Annotated in this window: 19 protein-coding genes; 7 read left to right on the top strand and 12 right to left on the bottom strand. The window is 68.5% G+C overall.

Annotated features, from left to right (window positions below; all coding sequences use genetic code 11):
• Positions 1 to 30 precede the first annotated feature (30 nt).
• The 3 genes from GLO27_RS12565 to GLO27_RS12555 are packed head-to-tail and all read right to left on the bottom strand — an operon-like array spanning position 31 to position 3,202.
• Entirely contained in the window at positions 31 to 909 is an 879-nt protein-coding gene (locus GLO27_RS12565; RefSeq protein WP_021201606.1) for a carbohydrate ABC transporter permease, read from the bottom strand.
• Positions 909 to 1,856, bottom strand: coding sequence for a sugar ABC transporter permease (locus GLO27_RS12560; protein WP_208323784.1), 948 nt, complete (start codon positions 1,854 to 1,856; stop codon positions 909 to 911). Before GLO27_RS12560 ends, GLO27_RS12565 begins: the two co-directional genes overlap by 1 nt.
• Positions 1,853 to 3,202: an ABC transporter substrate-binding protein gene (locus tag GLO27_RS12555; protein ID WP_051671228.1), complete on the bottom strand. Its 1,350-nt coding sequence runs from the start codon at positions 3,200 to 3,202 to the stop codon at positions 1,853 to 1,855. Before GLO27_RS12555 ends, GLO27_RS12560 begins: the two co-directional genes overlap by 4 nt.
• Before the next feature lie 100 nt (positions 3,203 to 3,302).
• On the opposite strand from GLO27_RS12555, the gene GLO27_RS12550 reads away from it, so the two are divergent.
• Entirely contained in the window at positions 3,303 to 4,523 is a 1,221-nt protein-coding gene (locus GLO27_RS12550; RefSeq protein ID WP_167255181.1) for an ROK family protein, read from the top strand.
• A 43-nt stretch (positions 4,524 to 4,566) separates the two neighbouring features.
• Here the strand turns inward: GLO27_RS12550 and GLO27_RS12545 are convergent, their stop codons facing one another.
• The 5 genes from GLO27_RS12545 to GLO27_RS12525 form a co-directional block, all read right to left on the bottom strand.
• Positions 4,567 to 6,717: a prolyl oligopeptidase family serine peptidase gene (locus GLO27_RS12545; RefSeq protein ID WP_167255179.1), complete on the bottom strand. Its 2,151-nt coding sequence runs from the start codon at positions 6,715 to 6,717 to the stop codon at positions 4,567 to 4,569.
• A 93-nt stretch (positions 6,718 to 6,810) separates the two neighbouring features.
• The gene (locus GLO27_RS12540; protein ID WP_167255177.1) at positions 6,811 to 8,157 is read right to left on the bottom strand and encodes a dihydrolipoamide acetyltransferase family protein; all 1,347 of its coding nucleotides are present in this window, start codon (positions 8,155 to 8,157) and stop codon (positions 6,811 to 6,813) included.
• A 28-nt stretch (positions 8,158 to 8,185) separates the two neighbouring features.
• Entirely contained in the window at positions 8,186 to 9,151 is a 966-nt protein-coding gene (locus GLO27_RS12535; RefSeq protein WP_029260644.1) for an alpha-ketoacid dehydrogenase subunit beta, read from the bottom strand.
• Positions 9,152 to 9,162: 11 nt separating this feature from the next.
• Positions 9,163 to 10,305 carry a thiamine pyrophosphate-dependent dehydrogenase E1 component subunit alpha gene (locus GLO27_RS12530; protein ID WP_167255175.1) on the bottom strand — a complete coding sequence of 381 codons (1,143 nt, stop codon included), beginning with the start codon at positions 10,303 to 10,305 and terminating at the stop codon, positions 9,163 to 9,165.
• A gap of 115 nt (positions 10,306 to 10,420) precedes the next feature.
• On the bottom strand, positions 10,421 to 11,488 hold the full coding sequence (locus GLO27_RS12525) for a histidinol-phosphate transaminase (RefSeq protein ID WP_167255173.1): 1,068 nt from the start codon (positions 11,486 to 11,488) through the stop codon (positions 10,421 to 10,423).
• An 84-nt stretch (positions 11,489 to 11,572) separates the two neighbouring features.
• Here GLO27_RS12525 and GLO27_RS12520 point away from each other — a divergent pair, with 84 nt between their 5' ends.
• The 4 genes from GLO27_RS12520 to GLO27_RS12510 are packed head-to-tail and all read left to right on the top strand — an operon-like array spanning position 11,573 to position 12,599.
• Positions 11,573 to 11,779 (top strand): ribbon-helix-helix protein, CopG family, encoded by a 207-nt coding sequence (locus GLO27_RS12520; RefSeq protein WP_021201597.1) that lies wholly within the window; start codon positions 11,573 to 11,575, stop codon positions 11,777 to 11,779.
• 3 nt (positions 11,780 to 11,782) lie between these two features.
• The gene (locus GLO27_RS19820; protein WP_243844834.1) at positions 11,783 to 11,959 is read left to right on the top strand and encodes a hypothetical protein; all 177 of its coding nucleotides are present in this window, start codon (positions 11,783 to 11,785) and stop codon (positions 11,957 to 11,959) included.
• Entirely contained in the window at positions 11,887 to 12,162 is a 276-nt protein-coding gene (locus GLO27_RS19815; RefSeq protein ID WP_318387139.1) for a type II toxin-antitoxin system death-on-curing family toxin, read from the top strand. Before GLO27_RS19820 ends, GLO27_RS19815 begins: the two co-directional genes overlap by 73 nt.
• A gap of 35 nt (positions 12,163 to 12,197) precedes the next feature.
• Entirely contained in the window at positions 12,198 to 12,599 is a 402-nt protein-coding gene (locus GLO27_RS12510) for a phage holin family protein (RefSeq protein ID WP_021201595.1), read from the top strand.
• A 56-nt stretch (positions 12,600 to 12,655) separates the two neighbouring features.
• On the opposite strand, the gene GLO27_RS12505 is transcribed toward GLO27_RS12510, so the two are convergent.
• Both GLO27_RS12505 and GLO27_RS12500 read right to left on the bottom strand, forming a co-directional pair.
• Positions 12,656 to 13,972, bottom strand: a complete 1,317-nt coding sequence (locus GLO27_RS12505) for a hypothetical protein (protein WP_167255171.1) — start codon at positions 13,970 to 13,972, stop codon at positions 12,656 to 12,658.
• Positions 13,973 to 13,994: 22 nt separating this feature from the next.
• Positions 13,995 to 14,273 (bottom strand): hypothetical protein, encoded by a 279-nt coding sequence (locus GLO27_RS12500; RefSeq protein ID WP_208323966.1) that lies wholly within the window; start codon positions 14,271 to 14,273, stop codon positions 13,995 to 13,997.
• A 124-nt stretch (positions 14,274 to 14,397) separates the two neighbouring features.
• On the opposite strand from GLO27_RS12500, the gene GLO27_RS12495 reads away from it, so the two are divergent.
• Together GLO27_RS12495 and purB are read left to right on the top strand one after the other, a co-directional pair.
• The gene (locus GLO27_RS12495) at positions 14,398 to 14,910 is read left to right on the top strand and encodes a low molecular weight protein-tyrosine-phosphatase (protein ID WP_029260650.1); all 513 of its coding nucleotides are present in this window, start codon (positions 14,398 to 14,400) and stop codon (positions 14,908 to 14,910) included.
• A 23-nt stretch (positions 14,911 to 14,933) separates the two neighbouring features.
• Positions 14,934 to 16,316, top strand: a complete 1,383-nt coding sequence (purB, locus tag GLO27_RS12490) for an adenylosuccinate lyase (RefSeq protein WP_046399053.1) — start codon at positions 14,934 to 14,936, stop codon at positions 16,314 to 16,316.
• A gap of 75 nt (positions 16,317 to 16,391) precedes the next feature.
• Here the strand turns inward: purB and GLO27_RS12485 are convergent, their stop codons facing one another.
• Together GLO27_RS12485 and GLO27_RS12480 are read right to left on the bottom strand one after the other, a co-directional pair.
• Positions 16,392 to 17,825 (bottom strand): MFS transporter, encoded by a 1,434-nt coding sequence (locus tag GLO27_RS12485; protein WP_167255167.1) that lies wholly within the window; start codon positions 17,823 to 17,825, stop codon positions 16,392 to 16,394.
• 91 nt (positions 17,826 to 17,916) lie between these two features.
• Positions 17,917 to 21,120 (bottom strand): glycoside hydrolase N-terminal domain-containing protein, encoded by a 3,204-nt coding sequence (locus tag GLO27_RS12480; protein ID WP_208323783.1) that lies wholly within the window; start codon positions 21,118 to 21,120, stop codon positions 17,917 to 17,919.
• Positions 21,121 to 21,159: the final 39 nt, after the last annotated feature.

Raw genomic sequence — 21,159 nt, 5'->3', positions numbered from 1 at the left:
GCGGCTCGGGCGGTTCGAGCGGTGCGGCGGTCAGCCCTTGACGGCGCCCTGGGTGACGCCCTCCATGACCCACCGCTGCGTGAACAGGTAGGCCACGATCGCGGGCGCCATCGCCATGAGGTACGAGGCGAAGGCGACGTTGTAGTTGTTGCTGAACTGGTTCTGGAACAGGTTCTGCCGCACCGGCAGCGTCTGCAGCGCCGGATCGGCGATGATGAGCGACGGCATCATGAAGTCGTTCCAGGCGTAGAGGAAGGCGAAGATGCCGACCGTCGCACTCATCGGGGCGAGCAGCGGGAAGATGAGCTTCCAGAACGTCTGCCAGGTCGTGGCTCCGTCGATGCGCGCGCTCTCCTCGAGCTCGATCGGTATCGAGCGCAGGAACGCGGTGAACAGCAGCACGCTGAAGCTCAACTGGAACATGGTCGCGAGGATGATCACGCCGAACGGGTTGTCGAGCCCGACGCGTCCGGTGAGCTGGATCTGCGGCAGGGCCACGACCGGGAACGGGATGAACATCGCCGCGAGCAGGTAGAAGAACGAGTAGCGGAACAGCCGACGGTCCCAGTTGCGCACGATGGCGTAGGAGGCGAAGGCCGCCAGCACGATCGTCGCGATCACGGTGCCGGCGGTGACCAGCAGCGAGATGCCCGCACCGACGGGGAACTTCGTCAGCGTCCACGCCTCGACGAAACCGTCGACGCTGAACGGGGCCGGCAGCGAGAAGGCATTGCCGTCGACCGCCTGACCCGTGGTCTTGAGCGCCATCGAGATGGTCACGTACAGCGGCAGGAGCACGGTCACGGCGCACAGGATCAGGATGATCGTGCCCGACCAGTTGACGCGCTCCATGCGCACGCGCGGCTTCTTGCCCGAGGTGGGGACAGTGGTGAGTGTCTGCGTCGACATCAGAGTGCGTGCCTTCCGCGCGTCAGCGACAGCTGGAGGAGGGAGATGAGCACGGCGACGATGAAGAAGATGGTCGCGTTGGCCATCTGATAGGCGTAGTCGCCGCCGTTGAAGCCCGCGATGATCGTCATCGCGACGCTGCGGGTGGAGGTTCCGGGACCACCGTTGGTGAGGCCGACGATGATGTCGTAGGCGTTCAGGAACCCCTTGAATCCGAGGATCACGTTGATCACCACATAGCCCGCGACGAGCGGGAGCGTGATGCGGGTGAGCTGCTGCGCCTTGCTGGCGCCATCGATGCTCGCCGCCTCGTACACCTCGCCGGGAACCGAGAGAAGGCCGGCGATGTAGATCAGCAGGGTGCCGGGCACGGCCTGCCAGGCGGTGACGATGACGATGGCGATCCAGGCGAGGTCGGGGTTGGCGAGCAGGCTCGTCTCGAGCCACGGGATGCCGGCCGCCGCGCCAGCCGCGGGGATCGAGTTCGAGAACAGGAAGTTGAAGACGTAGGCGATGATGATGCCCGAGATCACCATCGGGATCACGAAGATCGTGCGCAGGCCCGTCTTGAAGCGGATGCGCGAGGTGAGCCCGACCGCCAGCAGGAACGCGACCACGTTGACGACGATCACCGTGGCGATCGAGAACCCGAAGGTGAACAGGTAGCTCTGCAGGATCGACGGATCGCTGAACAGCGCGATGTAGTTCGTCAGTCCGTTGAAGCTCCACTCCCCGATGCCGATCGAGTCGGTGAAGCTGAAGAAGATGCCGATGACTCCCGGAACCGTGATCGCGAGCGTGAAGAGCACCAGCGTCGGCAGCAGGAACAGGTAGTAGATCGGCTCGACGCGACGCGTGTGCCGCCGGAGCTTCCGGTCGCCGCCGGTGACGATGAGGGTCGTGCTGTCACCGGGCGTGGTGGGCGTGGTGGGGGTGGTGGTGCTCATGGCGCGGACTCCTCTGTCTCGCCGGAAGCGGATGGGGCGCCGGAAGCGGACGCGGCGTCCTTCGTCGACGGGATCGGCGCGCGGAAGGCGATGCGGGCCCAGTCCGCGTCCATCGTGCGCAGGATGGAGGTCGGAGAGGCGCCGAGCACCATCGCCTGCGCGTAGTTCATGATCGGAAGCGTCTTGGGCACGAGCACCGACGGACCCTGGTAGATCTGCCCGTTGTCGTAGTACTCGACCATCCCCTCGATGCGGGGGTCGTCGGGGGCGGGAGCACCCTTCGTCGGGGTGAAGCCGAGCTGCGAGGCGTTGTACTCCTCGATGTTCTGCGGCTCGTAGAGGAACTCGAGGAAGTCGCGGGCGGCCTCCTGATGGCGAGAACCCTCGGGGATCATCGCGGCCAGGTCCATGTTGACGCGCACGCCGAGGTCGGCCGGGTCGTCGGTCATCGGCAGCGGGAAGGTGCCCAGCTGCAGGTCGGGTGCGGTCTTCGCGATCTCGCTGAAGGCCCACGGGCCCTGCAGGTACATCGCGGCCTCGCCCTTGCCGAAAGCGAGGTTGCCGTCGCCGTAGCCGCGGCTCGGCGCATCCGCGTTGGTGTAGTCGTTCGCGAGCTGCATCATCTTGTCCATCGGCTCGGCGAAGTCCTTCGAGAACGAGACCGCGGAGTCGGGACCGACGTCCGCGCCCTCATCGGCGAGGGCATCGAAGAAATCGATCACGTCCACCGAGCCGCCCGCGGTGTAGTCGTACCACCCCTGGCCCACGGTCCAGTCGTCCTTGAACGTGCCGTAGAACGGATCGATGCCGGCGGCCTCGAGCTGGTCGCACACCGCGAGCAGCTCGTCCCAGGTCTGCGGGACCTCGAGGCCCTGCGCCTGGAAGATCTCCTTGTTGTAGATGACGGACGCGGCCATCACCGAGTACGGGAGGGCGCTGGTGCGGCCCTCACAGGACCCGTACTGGTCCATCAGCGGCTGCAGGTCGTCGCGGATGCCCGCGGCGGCGTCGGTGCCTGCGAGATCGGTGAGCGCGCAGCGCTGCACGAACCGGGCGATCTCGTAGTTGTAGTTGGCGAGCATGATGTCGGGCGGGTTGCCCCGCACGAAACTCGCCGAGACGACATCGACGCCCGAGGTGTCGATCTCGACCTTCACGTCGCTCTGCGAGGAGTTGTACTCGGCGACGAGGGCGGTCATGAACTCGATCGCCTCGCGCTTGCTGAAGGTGAAGCGGATGGTCTCCGCTCCCGTGTCGGCGGCGCAACCCGCGAGGGCTGTGCCGACCAGGGTGACCCCCAGGGCCGCGGCCGCCGCTCGCACCGCGCGTGTTCGTCTCTCAGACACCGTCGTCCTTCCGTCATATAAATTCCTGCACTAAATCTAGTGAGCGAATTTACTCTATCGAACGGTACTCTCTCATTGGAGGACAGGGAGGTCAAGGGCCATGACAGAAGTCTCCGCAGACCTGGGAACCGGACGCGCGAGCGTCGGTGCCGTCCTCGACTTCGCCTGGACCGCCGGCGAGTTCACCGCGACCGAGGCGATGGCCGGCACCTCCCTGACCCGTTCCACCGCGATCGACGCCATCGACACGCTGGTCGGGGCCGAGGTGCTGCGCGAGCTGCCGAACGCCCGCGCCGCGGGCACCTACCGCTCCGGCCGCCCCTCGCGTCGCTTCGTCCTCGCCCCCGATCTCGGGGTCGTGATCGGTGTCGACGCGGGAGACACCCACCTCGCCGTGACCGTGGCCGACCCCCTCGATCGGACCCTCGTGCATCACCGCGTGGAGTTCGAGCCGGGGCAGACGGCGCCCGAGCGGCGCACGGCGATACTGGAGCGCCTGGACGATGCGCTCGCCGAGGCCGACGTGACGCGCGACCAGGTGCTCGCGCTGTGCGTCGGCGTCGCGGCGCCCGTGAACCGCGACGGCATCTCCCCACCTCACCCGGACGGCTTCTGGGAACGGACCAACCCTGGACTCGCCGAGGCACTGAGCGACTGGGCCCCGGTCGTGCAGATCAAGAACGACGCGCAACTCGCCGCCATCGCCGAGGGCGCTGAGGGCGCGGCGATCGGATGCCGCGACTACGTGGCGCTGCTCGCGAGCGAACGGTTCGGCGGCGGCGTGGTGGTCGACGGCCATGTGCTGCACGGTGCGCACGGCGGTGTCGGCGAGGGCGTCGTCTTCGACCACATCGTGGGTGTGGGTTCGGCGTTCGGGCTCCGCTACGCCGTGCAGGATCAGGTGCGTGCAGCTGTGGATTCCGGGGAGATCGCCGGCGACAGCACCGTCGGCCGGCTCGTCGAGGCCGACCGCATCGACCCCCGTCTGGTGCTGACCCTCGCGGCCTCAGGCGATCCGGACGCCGCGCTGGTCACCTCGCGCGTCGGGGCCACCGTCGCCCGCATCGTCGGCGTGCTCGGCAGCATGTACGACCCGGCGCGCGTCATCGTGTGCGGAGCGGTCGCCGAGAGCATCGAGCCCGTGCTGACCGCAGCCCGTCGCATCCTCCCCGAAGAGCTGCACCTGCCGGCGCCGGAGATCCTCGCGTCGACGCTCGGGGCCGAAGTCGTGTCACGGGGAGCCGTGGCGACCGCCCGGAAGGCGGCGAGGGAGCACGCGGTGCCACGGTTGGCGGAGGAGCGCCTCCGCGCGAGCGCCTGACGCGGGATCCGGCGCCGCTCCGCCACCACGCTCGTCCATGAGGTCAGGCCGATGCTCCCGAAGCCTTGTCGCGCCCGAGCACGTCCAATCCGCTGTGGCGTGCCGCGAAAGCGAGCATGTCGGCCAGCTCGGCGATGAGTTTGGTTCGACCCTTGCCTGCGCCGTGTCCGCTGTTCGTCTCGATCCTGGCCAGAATCGGTGCTTCGCCGCGCTGGGCCCGTTGCAGGGCTGCGGCGAACTTGTAACTGTGCAGGGGAACGACCCGGTCGTCGTGGTCACCCGTCGTCACCATCGTCGCCGGATAGGCGGCCGGCTTCACGTTGTGCACTGGCGAGTAGGCGATCGCGATCTCGAAGTCCTCGAGTTCGTCCGGGTCGCCGTAGTCCGAGATCCATGCGGCGCCAAACGTGAAGAGGTGGAACCGAAGCAGGTCCATGACACCGACGTTGGGGAGCGCGACGGCAGCGAGATCCGGGCGCTGGGTGATGACCGCCCCGACCAGAAGGCCGCCGTTGCTCGCCCCATGAAGGACCAGCTGATCGGGTCCGGTCACTCCCGTCGCGAGCAGATGCTCACCGACGGCGATGTAGTCGTCGAACACGTTCTGTTTGTGCGCACGCCGCCCTCCGTCGTACCACTCGCGGCCGAACTCCCCTCCCCCGCGCAGGTTCGCGATGGCGACGGTACCCCCGGCAGCCAGCCACCCGGCAAGCGCGGGGTAGTAATCGGTGCCGATGACGACCCCGAAGCCGCCGTATCCCCAGAGCATCGTCGGTCGAGGGCCGACATCCTCCTGCCCCGCCGGGCGCACGACGAAGTACGGAACCCTGGTGCCGTCCTTGCTCGTCGCCCATGCCTGTGTGATATCGGCATCCTCCGCGCCGTCCGCTCCGCTGCTCACGGAGAGGCCGGGGATCGGCTCGAGACGATTCGTCCCTGTGGTGGCTCGAAGGGCGAACGACGGGCGGGTCGGGGTCGTCCAGGCGACGAAGTACTCCTCATCGTCCGGCGACGCCCACCATCGGCCCTCGATCGGCTCTCCGGCCGGAGCATCGACCACACCCCGCCGTTCGCCCGCGAGGCTGTACCTCTCGATCCGGGGAACCGCGTTCGACAGCCGCACCAACAGCAGTTCGTCACCTGCTGCCAAAGCGAACGTCAGGGTGCCTTCGCCCGCGGGAATCACCTCGGTGACGTCGGCCACCCCCGTCTGGCGGAAGGAGGCGAGGTCGATACTGACGATCCGCCCGCGCTCCGCATGCAGATCCGTCCGACACAGCAGCCGTTCTCCGGCCATTCGTACGAAGTCGAATGCCGCCTCGTCCTCGTCGATCACGCGCAGAGGTTCACCCACGGACGTTCGGTCCTCCTGCGTCTCGAGGGGGAAGACCCAGAGTCGATTCGACAGCGCAGTGCCGATTCGAAGGTCGACGACGAGCCAACGACCATCGTACGAGACGGAGTAGAGGTAGAGAGCCCCAGGTTCTTCGGGGTGGTCCAGGAGCACGCGGTCGGACGACTCCGGAGTTCCCACGCGGTGGTGGAGCAATCTCCAGCGCCCGGTCGCACCGGTCTCGGTTCCGGTCATCGTCGCGTCCCGCACGGGCGCCGCATAGACGTACGAAGCGCTGTCGGGAAGCCAGGCCGGCGGCATGCCCTTCGACTGGATCGCATCATCGGCGACCGGGTCCCCCGTCTCGACGTCGAACAGGCGATACTCACTCCAGTCGCTTCCTCCTTCGCTGACGACGGCAGCCAGGGTCCGTCCGTCCTTGCTCACCTCGACGTCGAGGACTGCGGTCGTACCGTCGTCGGACCATCGGTTGGGGTCGAGGAGAACGCTCCCCCCTCCCGTGGCAAGCTCATGCAGCGTCGCTCCCTGCCACCACACATCTTGGTTCTGGGCGCCGTCGTTCCGGGAGACGAGATATCGACCGCCCGCCTTCCGTGGCGCGCCGGACCGGGGAGCCGAAAGAACATCGGAGAGCACGCGCTGGAACCATTGGCGCTCGGGGAGTGCTGACAACTGAGACTCCGTGAAGTCGTTCTGGCTACGCACCCATGCCGCGGTTTCAGCGGAGTCAGGCTCTTCGAGCCACCGGTACGGATCCGATACCGCCCGTCCGTGGAGGATTTCCACCACGTCGGCGAGACGCGTCGCAGGGACCCCATCCGCCGTGTTCTCAGAATTCATGCATTGCTCCGATCTGTGGCGTGCGGACGAGTCCGACGAGATCGGAATCCGGCATTAGGGATCGGCAACGCACCGCCGAGAGACTGTATTCCGTCAGTCCACGAGCAGCGCGGGCTCCTCGAGCACGGAGGCGACGTCGGCGATGAAGCGGCTCATGCCGTCGCCGTCGATCACGCGGTGGTCGAAGGAGCCTGCGACCGTGGTCACCCAACGAGGACGCACCTCGCCGTCGACGACCCACGGTTTCTGACTGATGGTGCCCATCGCCACGATGCCCGCCTCGCCGGGGTTGATGATCGGCGTGCCGGCATCCATCCCGAACACACCGATGTTCGTGATCGTGATCGTGCCGCCCTGCTGATCGGCCGGCGGAGTCTTGCCCTCGCGCGCCGTGAGGGTCAGACGGTTCAGAGCCCGCGCCAGGTCCTTCATGCCGAGATCCTGCGCGTCCTTGATGTTCGGCACCAGCAGGCCGCGCGGGGTGGCGGCGGCGATCCCGAGGTTCACGTAGTGGCGCACGGCGATCTCCGCACCGGCTTCGGTCTCGATCCAGGCCGCGTTCACCATCGGCGTGCGACGGGCGGCCCAGATCACGGCGCGAGCCATGATCAGCAGCGGCGAGACGCGGATATCGGCGTAATCGGGTGAGGCCTTCAGACGCTTCACGAGCTCCATCGTGCGGCTGGCGTCGATCTCCTTCCACACCGTCACATGCGGGGCCGAGTATGCGCTCTGCACCATCGCCGAAGACGTGGCCTTGCGCACACCCTTGACCGGGATCGACTCGGTGCGGTCGTCGCCGGCGGCCGAAGGCTGGGTCGGAGTGAGTCCGCGTGCGAGCCCTGCCGGTGCAGCCTGCGGTGCGGGCACGGTCTCCTCGCGCACGGCTCCCCACTCGGGAGTCTCGATGTTGCGGAAGACGCTCGCCTGCGACGCGTGCTTCATGACGTCGTCCCGGGTGACCTCGCCGTCGGCGCCGGTCGCTGCGACCGTGGTGAGGTCGACGCCGAGGTCGCGCGCGAGCTTGCGGATCGGCGGCTTCGCGATCACGCCCACCGACGAGCGCACCGGACGCTCGGCCGGGCGCTTGCGACGCGAAGTGGCGCCGCCTCCCGTGCCGTAGCCGACCAGCACCGGTCCGCCGCCCTCTTCTGCGGCGGGAGCCACGGCAACGGGAGCGGCCGTTGCACCCGCCGCAGGCTCGGTCACGAAGGTGATGATGGGCGTGCCGACCTCGACCGTCGCTCCCTCCTCGACCAGCAGCTCGCCCACCACACCCGCGTGCGGCGACGGCAGCTCGACGAGCGACTTGGCCGTCTCGATCTCGCAGAGCACGTCGTTGATCGCGACCGTGTCGCCGGGGGCGACCTTCCAGGCCACGATCTCGGCCTCGGTCAGGCCTTCCCCGACGTCGGGGAGGGTGAAGTTCTGCGTGCTCATGACGAGTCCTTTCGGCCGAGCGGGGATGTCAGTAGGCGAGTGAGCGATCGACGGCCTCGAGGATGCGGTCGGCATCCGGGAGGTACGCGCCTTCGAGCTTCGCGGGCGGGAACGGGGTGTCGTAGCCGGAGACGCGCAGCACCGGAGCCTCGAGTGCGTAGAACGCCCGCTCCATGACGGTCGCCGCGATCTCACCGCCGATGCTTCCGAACCCCTGGGCCTCCTGCGCGTAGACCATGCGCCCGGTCTTGCGCACCGAGTCGAGGATGGGCTCGTAGTCGACCGGCGACAGCGAGCGCACGTCGACGACCTCGCAGCTCGTGCCCTCGGCTTCGGCGAGCGCCGCGGCCTGCAGGAGCGTGGTGACCATCGCGCCGTGTCCGACGAGGGTCACGTCACTGCCCGTGCGCACGACCCGCGAGGAGTGCAGCGGAACGGCGGAGGCGTCGAGCTCGACCTCGCCCTTCTGCCAGTAGCGGCTCTTCGGCTCCATGAAGATCACCGGGTCGTTCGAGGCGATCGCCTCCTGGATCATCCAGTACGCGTCGTTCGGCGTCGACGGCGAGACCACGCGCAGGCCCGGGGTGTGCGCGAAGTACGCCTCGGGGCTCTCCTGGTGGTGTTCGACCGCGCCGATGTGTCCACCGTAGGGGATGCGGATCACGATGGGCATGCTGATGGCGCCCTCGTGCCGGTTGGTGAGCTTCGCGAGCTGGGTGGTGATCTGGTCGAACGCAGGGAACACGAAACCGTCGAACTGGATCTCGATGACCGGACGGAAACCGACCATCGCCATGCCGATCGCGGTCCCGACGATGCCCGACTCGGCCAGCGGAGTGTCGAGCACCCGACGGTCGCCGAAGTCGCGCTGCAGGTGCTCCGTCACACGGAAGACGCCACCGAGCTTGCCGATGTCCTCGCCCATGAGCAGGACCTTCGGGTCGTTCTCCATCGCCTTGCGCATACCCGCGTTCAGCGCCTTGCTGAGCGGCATCGTCTCGAGAGTCACCGGGCTCCTCCTTCGAGCGACGCGTCTTCGAACGACGCCTCGTACTGCGCGCGCCAGGCCTTCTGCTGGTCGATCAGCGGATGCGGATCGCTGTACACGTGGTCGAACATCTTGTCCGGGCTGGGCGGCCCCAGCTCGACCGTACGGGCGCGCAGATCCTCCGCGGCATCCGCCGCCTCGGCCTCGACGTCGGCGAAGAGCTGCGCCGAGGCACCGCGTCCTTCGAGGAACGCGCGCATCCGGACGATGGGGTCGCGACCGGCCCAGTACTGCTCCTCGTCGCTGCCGCGGTACTTCGTCGGGTCGTCGCTGGTGGTGTGCGCGCCGAGCCGGTAGGTGACGGCCTCGATCGCCTGCGGACCTTTGCCGGCACGGGCCTCGTCGAGAGCCGTGCGCGAGACCGCATAGCTGGCGAGCACGTCGTTGCCGTCGACCCGGACGCTCGGGATGCCGTAGCCCGCGCTGCGCTGCACCAGCGGCACACGCGACTGCGTGGAGACGGGCACGGAGATCGCCCAGTGGTTGTTCTGGAGGAAGAAGACGGTCGGCGCCTGGTAGCTCGCGGCGAAGACCATCGCCTCGTGCACGTCTCCCTGGCTGGACGCACCGTCGCCGTAGTAGACGATGACCGCTTCGTCGCGGTCCGGGTCGCCTGTACCGGTGCGGCCGTCGAACGCGAGACCCATCCCGTAGCCGGCCGCGTGCAGCACCTGCGACCCGAGCACGAGGGTGTACAGCCGGGTATTGCCGTTCTTGGGGTCGGTGGGGTCCCACCCGCCGTGCGAGACACCACGCATCAGCTTGATGATGTCGACCGGGTCGACGCCGCGGATGCGGGTCACCGCGTGCTCGCGGTACGAAGGGAAGATCGTGTCCTGCGCACGGGCCGCACGACCGGAGCCGACCTGCGCCGCCTCCTGCCCCCGGCTCGGCGGCCACAGCGCGAGCTGCCCCTGCCTCTGCAGGTTCGTCGCCTGGGTGTCGATCGCGCGGATGACGACCATGTCCCGGTAGAACTGCTCGAGTTCGGCGTCGCCGATCGCTTCGATCAGGGGAAGGTACCGTTCTGCGGCGGCGGACGGGGCGTACCGTCCGGTCTCGTCCAGAACGCTCACAAGGGGTGTCTCGGAGGTGGTCACGCTCTCACGCTACCCGCGCCCGCATGCGTCGTCACGCATACCTAGGACGCCCTTGTAACTGCCCGGAACCCGGAGAAAACCGCGGAAAACCGCCCCGGGCCGGTGCTGCGACGGCTCAGCGGACCGAAGCGGCCACCTCGAGCACGCGGGCGATGGAGCCCTCCTCGCCCACCGAGATGCGGATGCCGTCCCCCGAGAACGGCCGGACGATGAGGTCGTTCTCGACGAAGGCCGCAGCGACCTCGTCGGTGCGCTCTCCTGCGGGCAGCCAGACGAAGTTGGACTGGGAGTCGGGGACGTCCCAGCCCTGTGCGCGGAGGCCCTCGACCAGGCGGGCGCGTCGCTCGACGATCACGGCGACACGCTCCAGCAGCTCGGGCTCGGCGTCGAGGCTCGCGATCGCGGCGTTCTCGGCGGCGGACGTGACCGAGAGGGGGATGCCGGTGGTGCGCGCGGCGTCGAGCACCTTCTCGTGGCCGATCGCGTAGCCGACGCGGAGGCCGGCGAGGCCGTAGGCCTTCGAGAAGGTGCGCAGCACCACGACGTTCGGGTGCTGCTCGAACACGCGCTCGGCGAGACCGTCGACCGCGTCGGGCGCCGTGACGAACTCGGCGTACGCCTCGTCGAGGATGATCAGGACATCGTTCGGGACGCGCTCGACGAAGGCGGTGAACTCGGCCGACGTGATGATCGGACCGGTCGGGTTGTTGGGCGTGCACAGGATGATCGCACGGGTGCGGTCGGTCACGGCGTCCGCCATCGCGTCGAGGTCGTGGCGGGAGTCGGCGGTGAGCGGAACCTGCACCCCGGTCGCGCCGGCCACGAGCGGCAGGCTCGGGTAGGCCTCGAAGGAACGCCAGGCGTAGATGACCTCATCGCCGACCGATGCGGTCGCGAGGATCAGCTGGTGCAGGATCGACACGCTGCCGGAAGCGACGTGCACCTGGTCGGGCTCGACCCCGTAACGGGCTCCGAGACGCGCGCGCAGGCGGCCGGCGGTGGCATCCGGGTAGCGGTTGATCGGCGTCGTGCTCTGCAGGGCTTCGAGCACCGAGGGCAGCGGATCGAAGGGGTTCTCGTTGCTCGACAGCTTGAACGCATCGGGCCCTGCCTGCTTGCCCTGACGATACGGCGCGAGAGCGGCGATGGCGGGACGGATGCGGGGCAGGATCGGCTCGGTCACGAGGTCGAGTCTACGAGGGCAGCAGGCTCTTCCCCGGCGGCTTCTCCCCTGTCGACGACCGATTCGCGGTCGTACCATTCCGGTATGGCGATGACGGTGCGACTTCCGGAAGAACTCGATGCTCAGCTCGAGGCGATCGCGCGCGCCCGGCACACCTCGAAGCACGCGGTGATCATCGAGGCGGCGACGCGCTTCGCGAACAGCGAGTCGAAGACGGATCGCGTGCTCTCCATCGCGGACGAGATCACCGAGCGCTACGCCGACACGCTCAAGCGCCTCGAAGACGCCTGAGCGATGGCGATCGAGTACGTCGAGCCGGAACAGGCCCTCGCCCTGATCGCGAAGCTCGGCCTGCACGTCCGCGACGAAGGACTGCTCTTCTCCGCGCTCGCTCGACCATCCGCAGGGATGTTCGGCGCCGACGCGTACCCGACGTTCGAAGCGAAGGCCGCCGCGCTGACAGTTCGGTAGCTCAGAACCACGCGCTGTTCGATGGCAACAAGCGCATCTCGCTCTACCTCACCTTCATCTTCATCCGACTCAACGGCTACGAGCCGACGTTCACGAACGACGAGGCATTCGACTTCGTCCTCGACGTCGCGCAGAGTCGGTTGGACTTGAAGCAGATCGCGCAGGTCATTGCCGCCCATATCCGGGAAGACACGGCGCGCTGACATCTCGCGGGCGTCCGTGGGACACTGGTCGGACTATGCGCTTCATCATCCGCGTCGTCGTCAACGCCTTCGCCCTCTGGGTCGTCACGCTCATCCCCGCTCTGCAGGTCGTGATCACCGCTTTCCCGCCCGGCGAGACGCTGCAGCTGGTGCTGACCCTGCTCGCGGTGGCCGCGATCTTCGCTCTCGTGAACACGATCATCGGCACCGTGGTGAAGATCGTCGCGTTCCCGCTCTACATCATCACGTTCGGGCTGATCGGGTTCCTGATCAACGGCTTCCTGCTGTGGCTGACGGCCTGGATCACGAGTGGCTTCGGCTGGGGCCTGACGGTCGGCGACTTCTGGTGGGGCGTGGTGGCCGCGCTCATCATCTCGATCATCAACGGCATCTTCGGCTTCATCCTGCGCCCGCAGAGCAAGAGCCGCCGCGACTGAGGAAGCGCGCTCCTCCAGCCGCTCGAAAAGCAGCCGGCTGATCTCGAAGTCGGTCATCACCCCTTTCGCTCGGCGTGGTACTCGGTCCGCTCGACCTCGACCGCCTGTCCGAGCCCTTTCCAGTAGTCATCGAGAGCCTCGGCGCGGGGATCGTCCGACGCATCCACCATCTCCGCCGTCTCGATGTAGGTCTCGAGATGGTGGGTCTGCAGCGTCAGGTCCTGCATCCCGTCGTGCGGATCCCCTTCGCGCGACGCCGTGAAGCTGTCGGGGGATCCCGTGCCCGCCGCGGAGCCCCCGGCGGCGAGCGCCGAGACGACGTCGTCGGTGTGGCGGAGCTGGATCAGGGTCTGATCCTCTCCGAGCGTCGGTTCGGTCGGGCTCCCCGCGGTCAGCTGCATCGACACCTCGAAATCGCTCTCCATCGCGAGATGGGCGGCGATCATCCCGCCCTGCGAATGCGCGACCACGTCGACCTGATCCCCCGGCCTCGCCCCCGCCGCGCCCAACGCGTCGACCGTGGCCTGATACGACGCCGATGCGCGGCCCTGATAGAGCTCGATGTTCGACTTCATGTCCCACGGCTCGGACTTCCCCGACCGCCACGGCAGGGACTCCTGAGTCCCGGCGACGTAGGCCACATACCGGGTCGCCCCACCGACCATCGTGTATTTCTCGACCGCGACCTGCGAGGCCGCTCCCGGTATGCGACGGAATGCCGCAGCGAGGCCGGCAGGCGCATTCGGAGCCGACGTCTTCACGGGCATCACCTGCACGGGATCGGCCTTCCCCGCCAGCGTCATCCCCGGCCGGGCCGTGCCGAGCCCGGATGCGACGCCCACCATCGCCCCGGCGAGGAACAGTGGCGGGAGCGCCCCCGCCAGGTCGTACTGCTCGCCCAGTCCCTCGAATCGCCGCTCCTTCCAGCCGGCCACCAGCCACTCGGCCATGGTCCCGATCCGTTCGTCATCGGCGACGAGCCGGTCGGCGCGCGCCTGCACGGCGCTCGCCGCCGCGGCATCGGTGAGGGCGAGCGCCTCCGCCTGCGCGCGCAGCTCGACCACCTCGAACGCGTCAGCCATCACCAGGGTTCCCGTGCAGGCGTTCTCGATCTCGACGCACAGTTCATCGATCCGCTCGACACTCCGTTGCAGTGCACCGACATCGACTCCCGAACCGGTCTCCGGCGCCGAGGAGATGAGCGCGTGTGCCCGGCGGACCGCGGCGCGTGCGTGTTCGTACTCCGACGCCACCGATCGCATCCGTGCCCCGAGATCGCGCAGCTGCTCGGTGTCGACGGCGATCGCCCCGCCGTGATCGATGCTCAATCCCCCGCCATCCGCCGACGGTTCCCTGCCTGCGACCATGCTCATTCCGCCGCCCTCATTCCGCCGCTCATGCCGCCCCGCCGAGTTCCCATCTCCGCACCGAGAGGTGTCCGATCTCGACTCCGGTGTCGTCGCGCAGCCGTTCGAGCAACGCGTTCAGCGCGCGGAACCCCTCGGACTGCCAGTCGGAGCGATCGGTGAGCGCGACCAGAGTCGCCCCGGATTCTTCGAGCGTGGAGATCGCCTCTCCGATCTCCTGGGAGGCGAGAAGCAGGTCGCCGAGGTGCGCGGAGCCGACATCGAGGATGTTGACGAACGAGTACATGGCCCCAGCTTCCGGGATCACGGGCTTCTCGCTCTGCCCGATCGCCGCGAACGGTGGAGAGATGGATGCCCGGTCAGGGTGTGCAGAGGATCGCGCGAGGCGGTGCGCGCTGTGCAGGAGGCCCGCGGCCGGGCAGAATGTAGGTGTGACATCCCCGGATCCCTTCCGCGTGATCTTCGTCTGCACGGGGAACATCTGCCGCTCTCCCATGGCCGAGGTCGTCTTCCGCGACCTCGCCGAGCGGCAGGGACTCGGCCCGCGCATCGTCTCGCGCAGCGCCGGAACAGGCGACTGGCATCTCGGCGAGCGCGCCGACCACCGCACGATCGATTCCCTGGCCCGTCGCGGTTACGACGGCTCCCAGCACCGCGCCCGCCAGTTCACCGCCGCGGCCTTCGCGGACAACGACCTCGTCGTGGCCCTCGATCGCACGCACGAGCGCATCCTGCGGGAATGGGCGCACGACGAGGACGAGGAGGGGAAGGTCACCCTGCTGCTCGCCTTCGACCCGAACGCCACGACCCATGACGTGCCCGACCCCTACTACGCGGGCGCGGAGATGTTCGATTCCGTGCTCGGTATGATTGAGGCGGCGACTCGGGGCCTGTTCCGCCAGCTCGAACCCGCTCTGCGTCTCCCCCGCACGCCCCGCATCTGAGGGGCCCGATCAGGAGGACTCCCCTGACTTTCCAGCCTTCGCTCCCGCCGCAGCCCCTGAGCCCGCTCGACGGTCGCTACCGCGGCGCCGTCACCGGTCTCGCCGACTTCCTGTCCGAGGCCGGCCTGAACCGGGCGCGCGTCGAGGTCGAGGTCGAGTGGCTGATCGCCCTCACCGACCGCTCGCTGTTCGAGACCTCGCCGCTGCCGGAGTCGGACAAGGAGCGCTTGCGCGCCCTCTACCGCGACTTCGGTCAGGCCGAGATCGACTGGCTCGCCGAGAAGGAAGCCGTCACCCAGCACGACGTGAAGGCGATCGAGTACCTCGTGCGCGATCGACTCTCGACGCTCGGACTCGACGGCATCGCCGAACTCACGCACTTCGCGGCCACGAGTGAAGACATCAACTCCGCCTCCTACGCCCTCACCGTGAAGCGCGCTGTCGAGGAGGTCTGGCTCCCGGCCCTCGACACCGTGATCGCGAAGCTCCGCGAGCTCGCCGTCGAGCACGCCGACGCCGCGATGCTCTCGCGCACGCACGGCCAGCCCGCGACGCCCTCGACGATGGGCAAGGAGCTCGCGGTGTTCGCCTGGCGCCTCGAGCGGGTGCGCGGTCAGATCGCCGCCTCCGACTACCTGGCCAAGTTCTCCGGCGCGACCGGCACCTGGTCTGCGCACCTGGCCGCAGACCCCGACGCCGACTGGCCGACCATCGCCCGCGAGTACATCGAGGGCCTGGGGCTCGGCTTCAACATCCTCACCACCCAGATCGAGTCGCACGACTGGCAGGTCGAGCTGTACGACCGCGTGCGTCACGCCGGCGGCATCCTGCACAACCTCGCCACCGATATCTGGACCTACATCTCGCTCGGCTACTTCGCGCAGATCCCGGTCGCCGGGGCCACCGGTTCGTCGACGATGCCGCACAAGATCAACCCGATCCGGTTCGAGAACGCCGAGGCGAACCTCGAGATCTCGGGCGCCCTGCTCGCATCGCTCGGCCAGACGCTGGTCACCAGCCGCCTGCAGCGCGACCTGACCGACTCGACCACGCAGCGCAACATCGGCGTGGCTTTCGGGCACTCGCTGCTCGCGCTCGACAACCTGCGCCGCGGCCTGAACGCGATCTCGCTGTCGCGCGACGTGCTGCTCGCCGACCTCGACGTGAACTGGGAGGTGCTGGCCGAGGCCATCCAGACCGTCATCCGCGCCGAGGTCGTCGCCGGACGCTCCACGATCACCGACCCGTACGCACTCCTCAAGGAGCTGACACGCGGCCACAGGGTGGGCGCGGCCGACCTCGCCGAGTTCGTGCAGGGTCTCGAGATCGGCGACGCCGCCAAGCAGCGCCTGCTCGCGCTGACCCCGGCGACGTACACGGGTATCGCAGAGAAGCTCGCGCAGTAGCCGCGAGGCTGAGCCCGACTCGCCCCCCAGGCGCCGTCAACTCGACGAGTGCACGGGCGCAGGAAGGCGCGCGGGCTAGGGGGCTGACTCTCCGGAGCGCTCCTCGACACTGTCCTTCGGCATGAAGGCGGCGGCGAGCAGGGTGAGCACCGCGGTCACGGCGACCGCGACGAACACCCACACCGACGCATGGATGATCGTGCCGGGATCGTCGGGACCGACCCCCTGCGCGATCACGGCATTGGAGATCGCCCCGAACACGGCCACGCCGACGGCGCTCCCGGCCGAGCGCGCGAACGCGTTCATACCCGTCACCGCCCCGCGCTCGCCCCAGCCGACCGAGGCCTGCGCGGCGATCAGCGTCGGCGCCGCACTCCATCCGAGCCCGAAGCCGAAGAGGAACGCGATGCCGGCGATCACGAACGGATTCGGCCACGAGGCGACCGAGGCCAGGGCGATGGCGGCGACCGTCGTGATGCTCATGCCGATCAACGTGGTGCGGCGGAAGCCGATGCGCAGGTACAGGCGTCCCGCGTTCGCGGCGGCGAGCGGCCAGCCGAGGGTCAGAGCGGCGACCGCGAGACCGGAGAGCAACGGGGCGATGCCGGTGGACCCTTCGAGGTAGGCCGGAGCGAAGCTGGTGACACCGAGCATCAGTGCGCCGACACCGAGCGACACGATCGTGGTGGTGAGGATGAGCCGTCGACCCGCGAGGCGCAGGTCGACGATCGGCTCGGCGACGCGGCGCTCGACGAACCCGAAGGCGACCAGCGCGATCACTCCCAGACCGAAGCAGAGGGCGCTCTGCACCGACAGCCACGCCCAGGCGTTCCCGCCCTCGAGCATGCCGAGGATGAGCGCGGTCAGCCCGATCGTGAGCAGCACCGCTCCCCCGTAATCGATGCTGTGCTTCTGGGTCTGCTTCTGCTCCTTGTAGTTGCGCAGCAGCATCCATCCGGCGATCAGACAGAGCGGGATGTTGATCCAGAAGATCCACCGCCAGGCGTCGAACTGCGCGAAGATCCCCCCGAGCGCCGGGCCGACGACCGACGAGATCGCCCAGACGCTCGCGACGTATCCCTGCACCTTGGCACGTTCGGCGACGGTGTAGATGTCGCCGACGATGGTCATCGACATCGGTGCGACGGCACCGGCGCCGATGCCCTGGATGATGCGGAACACGATCAGCGCCGGCATGCTCCACGCGAATCCGCAGAGGATGGAGCCGAGCAGGAACAGGGCGATGCCGAGCAGGATGATCGGCTTGCGTCCGACGGTGTCCGCGAAGCGGGAGTAGATGGGGACGCTCACGGCCTGTGCCAGGAGGTACACCGAGAACAGCCACGGGAACTGCTGGTAACTGCCGAGGTCGCGGACGATGCTGGGCACGGCGGTCGCGAGGATCGTGGCGTCGATCGCGATCAGGCCGGTGGCCAGCATGAGCGCACCGAGAATGGGGCCCCGCTCCGACCGGAGTCCGATGGAGGCGCGGTCGACGGAGGCAGTCACTCCAGGAACAAGCCGATCCACCGCAGCGGTATTCCGGATTCATGCGGGATGGCGGCACCGACGTCGCCCTCCGACGTCGGTGCCGCCGGGGTCAGTGCGCCGGGCCGAGGTCGCGCATGGGCTTGCCGTTCTTCGGGTTGCCCGGCTTCACCTTGCGACGTTCTCCGTTCACGACCACGATCACGTTGCTCATGTTCGGTGCCCGATCGGCGACGACGTCGTAGGCGACGACCTTCCCGTCCCGCCACGTGCAGTCCACCCGGTATCCGCCCCGTGCGCGGAGCCCGGCGAACGATCCGCTCACCGCCCAGTCCGCGGGGACGGCGGGCAGCAGCCGGATGACGTCGCCATGACTCTGCACGAGCATCTCCGCGATCGCGCCGACGATGCCGTAGTTGCCGTCGAGCTGGAACGGCGGATGGTTCGCCCACAGGTTCTGCAGGATGTTGTACGTGAGCAGGCCGCGCACCATGATGCCTGCCCGCTCGGCGTCGCCCAGGCGCGCGAAGAGTCCCGCGCGCCACGGCCAGGTCCAGGAACGGCGACTGTCGCCCGAGACCGTGGCAGCGGTGAACGGCACGCCCTCCTTCTCACCGCAACGCGCCTTGAGTGAGACCAGTGCCGCCGCCGAGAGCTCCGGAGTATCCGGAGTGATCTGGCGCCCCGGGTACACGGCGAACAGGTGCGAGGTGTGCCGATGGATGTCGTTCGGGTCGTCGCGGTCGGTCTGCCACTCCTGGAGCTGCCCCCAGCGGCCGATCTTGTTCGGGGCCAGGCGCTGCTGCATGTCGGCGATCGTCCCCTGGTACTTCTTGTCGACGCCGAGGGCCTTCGCGCATTCGAGGTAGTTCTGGAAGAGGTCCCAGATGATCTGCTGATCGTGCATCACCCCGTCTTCGCGCGGGCCGTGCTCGGGAGACCAGCCCATCGGTGCGACCAGGGTGCCGTCGGGGAGCTCTTTGAGCTGGTCCTCCCAGAACTGGCAGATCTCCTTGATCAGCGGGTAGGCCAGATCGCGCAGGTACTTCTTGTCCTGCGTGAACGCCCAGTGCTCGTAGAGGTGCTGCGCATACCAGGCGCTGGCGATCGTGTTCCACTCCCACGCGTTGCCGCCGAAGATGCTCTGCGAGGTGCGGGCGGTCCACCCGCGCACGTCGGCACCGAACGCGTTCCGCGTGGCGATTCTGCTGGGCACGGCCACCTCACGGATGAAGGTCGCGAGGGCCTCGTGCGACTCCGGGAGGTCGGCGGTCTCGGCCCCCCAGTAGTTCATCTGGATGTTGATGTTCGTGTGGTAGTCGCTGGCCCATGCCGGCTGATTGCTGTTGTTCCACAGTCCCTGGAGGTTGGCGGGCAGCCCGCCGGGCTTCGACGAGCTGAGGAGCAGATAACGCCCGTAGGCGTAGAGCGTCTGCTCCAGCGTCGGGTCGGCCTCGCCCGTGCCGTAGCGGAGCAGTCGACGGTCGGTGGGCATCGCCATCACGGCGCCGTCGGTGACCCCCCATTCGACCTTCGCGCGCTGCATGAGCTCGGAGACCTGCGCGGTGTGCGCCGAGCGGAGGCTCTTCCACGAGCGGGAGGCCGCCGCGTTCAGGGCCTTCTCGATCGCCGGCTGCGGCGCCGCACCGCGCCATCCGTGTGCGGCGCTCAGGCGGTAGTCGGTGCGGGCGTCGAGCAGCAGGGTGATGCTCGCGGCGCCGGAGACGCGCAGTCCGCCCTCGGCGGCGACCACCTCTCCGTCGGTCTCCGCGATGCGCACCGCGGCCGCGTGCGTGAGGTTGTTGGCCATGGTTCCGGCGAAGCCCATTCGGCGGCCGCCCGCGTCGACTGTCGTCGCGACGCCGTCCTGCTTCGAGACCAGGGTGATGAGAGCGGTGAGCGCACCGGGGCGGTCGGCGGTGAACCGCACCGCGATCACGTCGGCATCCCGACTGGCGAACGCCTCACGCAGCACCGTGCCCTGTGCGGTGGCGAAGTGGGTGCTGTGGGTGCCGTCCGCGATGTCGAGCGCACGTCGGTAATCGACGACGGCGCGGGCTCCGGCGGTGCTGAAGCCACCGCCGGTGAAGGCGATGCCGCCGAGACGGAGCGCGCCGGGTGCGGAGAACGAGATGCGGTACATCGTGTAGGCGGTGGTGTTCGCGAACGAGAAGACCCGCCCGGTGCCGCGCTCCGGGAACGTTTCCCCGGTGCGCGTGTCGAGCGTCTTCCAGCCGAGCCCGTCGTCCGAGCCGGAGACCGTCCAGTCCCGCGGATCCTGTTCCGGCGCGTCGGGAGCACTCGTGAGCACGTAGCCGTTCAGGGCGAGCTTGGCGCTGAGCTCGACCTGCCAGACCGCCCCTGACCCGGTCGACGGAACCGCCCAGACGGTCGCGGGGTCGGCGTCCACGGTGCCGACGAGGGAGTCGGCGTGGCCGCTGGGCGACGACACGTAGACGGCGCTCCCCTGTGCGAGGTCGACCCCGCCGAGCGCGACCTCGGCGACCTGGAAGTGACTGACCCCCGCCTTCGGCGCGAAGACGAAGCGGTAGTGCGCGTACGCCGTCGTGTTCGCGAACGAGAAGCTCTTGGTCTGGAGCCGCTGCGGGAACGGCGCTTCAGCCCGCGTGTCGAGCGCGACCCAGGCCGCTCCATCGGCAGACCCTTCGAACCGCCAGTCCTGCGGATCGCGGGCGGGGACGTCGTTCGCGCTCGTGAGCGCGTAGGAGGAGACGGCGACCGGCTCCGCGAGATCGGCCTGCCAGATCACCTCGGCGGGCGGCGCGATCAGACACCACTTCGTGGCCGGATTCCCGTCGAAGGTCTTCTCGACGCTCTCGCCACCCGATACCTCGTACGGGCCTCCCGGCGAGCTCACGACGGTGCGTGCGCCGAACGCGACGGTCACCTCGCCGAAGTCGCGGAACGAACCGAAACCGGTGACGCTGGTGTCGTACGCTCCGTCGGGCTGGCCAGCGAGCGCGTTGTCGTAGTCGTTGACACCGCCCCACAGGCTCTGCTCGCTGAACTGGATCACTTCGGCGTCCGGGTTCCCGAACAGCTTCGCGCCGAGGCGCGCGTTGCCGATGGGGAGCGCCTGCGTCTCCCAGCTCGTCGCCGGGGTCGCGTACCAGAGGGCGTACGGCGAGAGCTGCGGACGCGGGATCGCACCGGCGGGGACGGCGCGCAGAGCGGCGTCCACCGAGAATGCGTTCGCAGCCGCAGGCCGAGCGGCCAGGAATTGAGGGACGAGCGGGGCGAGGAGGGCGAGGCCGCCCACCTGCAGCGCCTGTCGGCGGGAAATGGGGTCCATCATCACAGCAAACCTCCGGAGCATCGTTGATCATCTGGGGCC

The sequence above is a fragment of the Microbacterium sp. Be9 genome, assembly GCF_011754135.1.
GTDB classification, from domain to species: Bacteria; Actinomycetota; Actinomycetes; order Actinomycetales; family Microbacteriaceae; genus Microbacterium; species Microbacterium maritypicum_A.
This window is presented reverse-complemented; position numbering and strand designations above follow the sequence as displayed.

Bases quoted from the DNA above. Each gene is read 5' to 3' on its own strand.
- GLO27_RS12565 (WP_021201606.1), bottom strand. From the start codon at position 909: ATGTCGACGCAGACACTCACCACTGTCCCCACCTCGGGCAAGAAGCCG.
- GLO27_RS12560 (WP_208323784.1), bottom strand. From the start codon at position 1,856: ATGAGCACCACCACCCCCACCACGCCCACCACGCCCGGTGACAGCACG.
- GLO27_RS12550 (WP_167255181.1), top strand. From the start codon at position 3,303: ATGACAGAAGTCTCCGCAGACCTGGGAACCGGACGCGCGAGCGTCGGT.
- GLO27_RS12545 (WP_167255179.1), bottom strand. From the start codon at position 6,717: ATGAATTCTGAGAACACGGCGGATGGGGTCCCTGCGACGCGTCTCGCC.
- GLO27_RS12540 (WP_167255177.1), bottom strand. From the start codon at position 8,157: ATGAGCACGCAGAACTTCACCCTCCCCGACGTCGGGGAAGGCCTGACC.
- GLO27_RS12535 (WP_029260644.1), bottom strand. From the start codon at position 9,151: ATGCCGCTCAGCAAGGCGCTGAACGCGGGTATGCGCAAGGCGATGGAG.
- GLO27_RS12520 (WP_021201597.1), top strand. From the start codon at position 11,573: ATGGCGATGACGGTGCGACTTCCGGAAGAACTCGATGCTCAGCTCGAG.
- GLO27_RS19820 (WP_243844834.1), top strand. From the start codon at position 11,783: ATGGCGATCGAGTACGTCGAGCCGGAACAGGCCCTCGCCCTGATCGCG.
- GLO27_RS12510 (WP_021201595.1), top strand. From the start codon at position 12,198: ATGCGCTTCATCATCCGCGTCGTCGTCAACGCCTTCGCCCTCTGGGTC.
- GLO27_RS12505 (WP_167255171.1), bottom strand. From the start codon at position 13,972: ATGAGCATGGTCGCAGGCAGGGAACCGTCGGCGGATGGCGGGGGATTG.
- GLO27_RS12480 (WP_208323783.1), bottom strand. From the start codon at position 21,120: ATGATGGACCCCATTTCCCGCCGACAGGCGCTGCAGGTGGGCGGCCTC.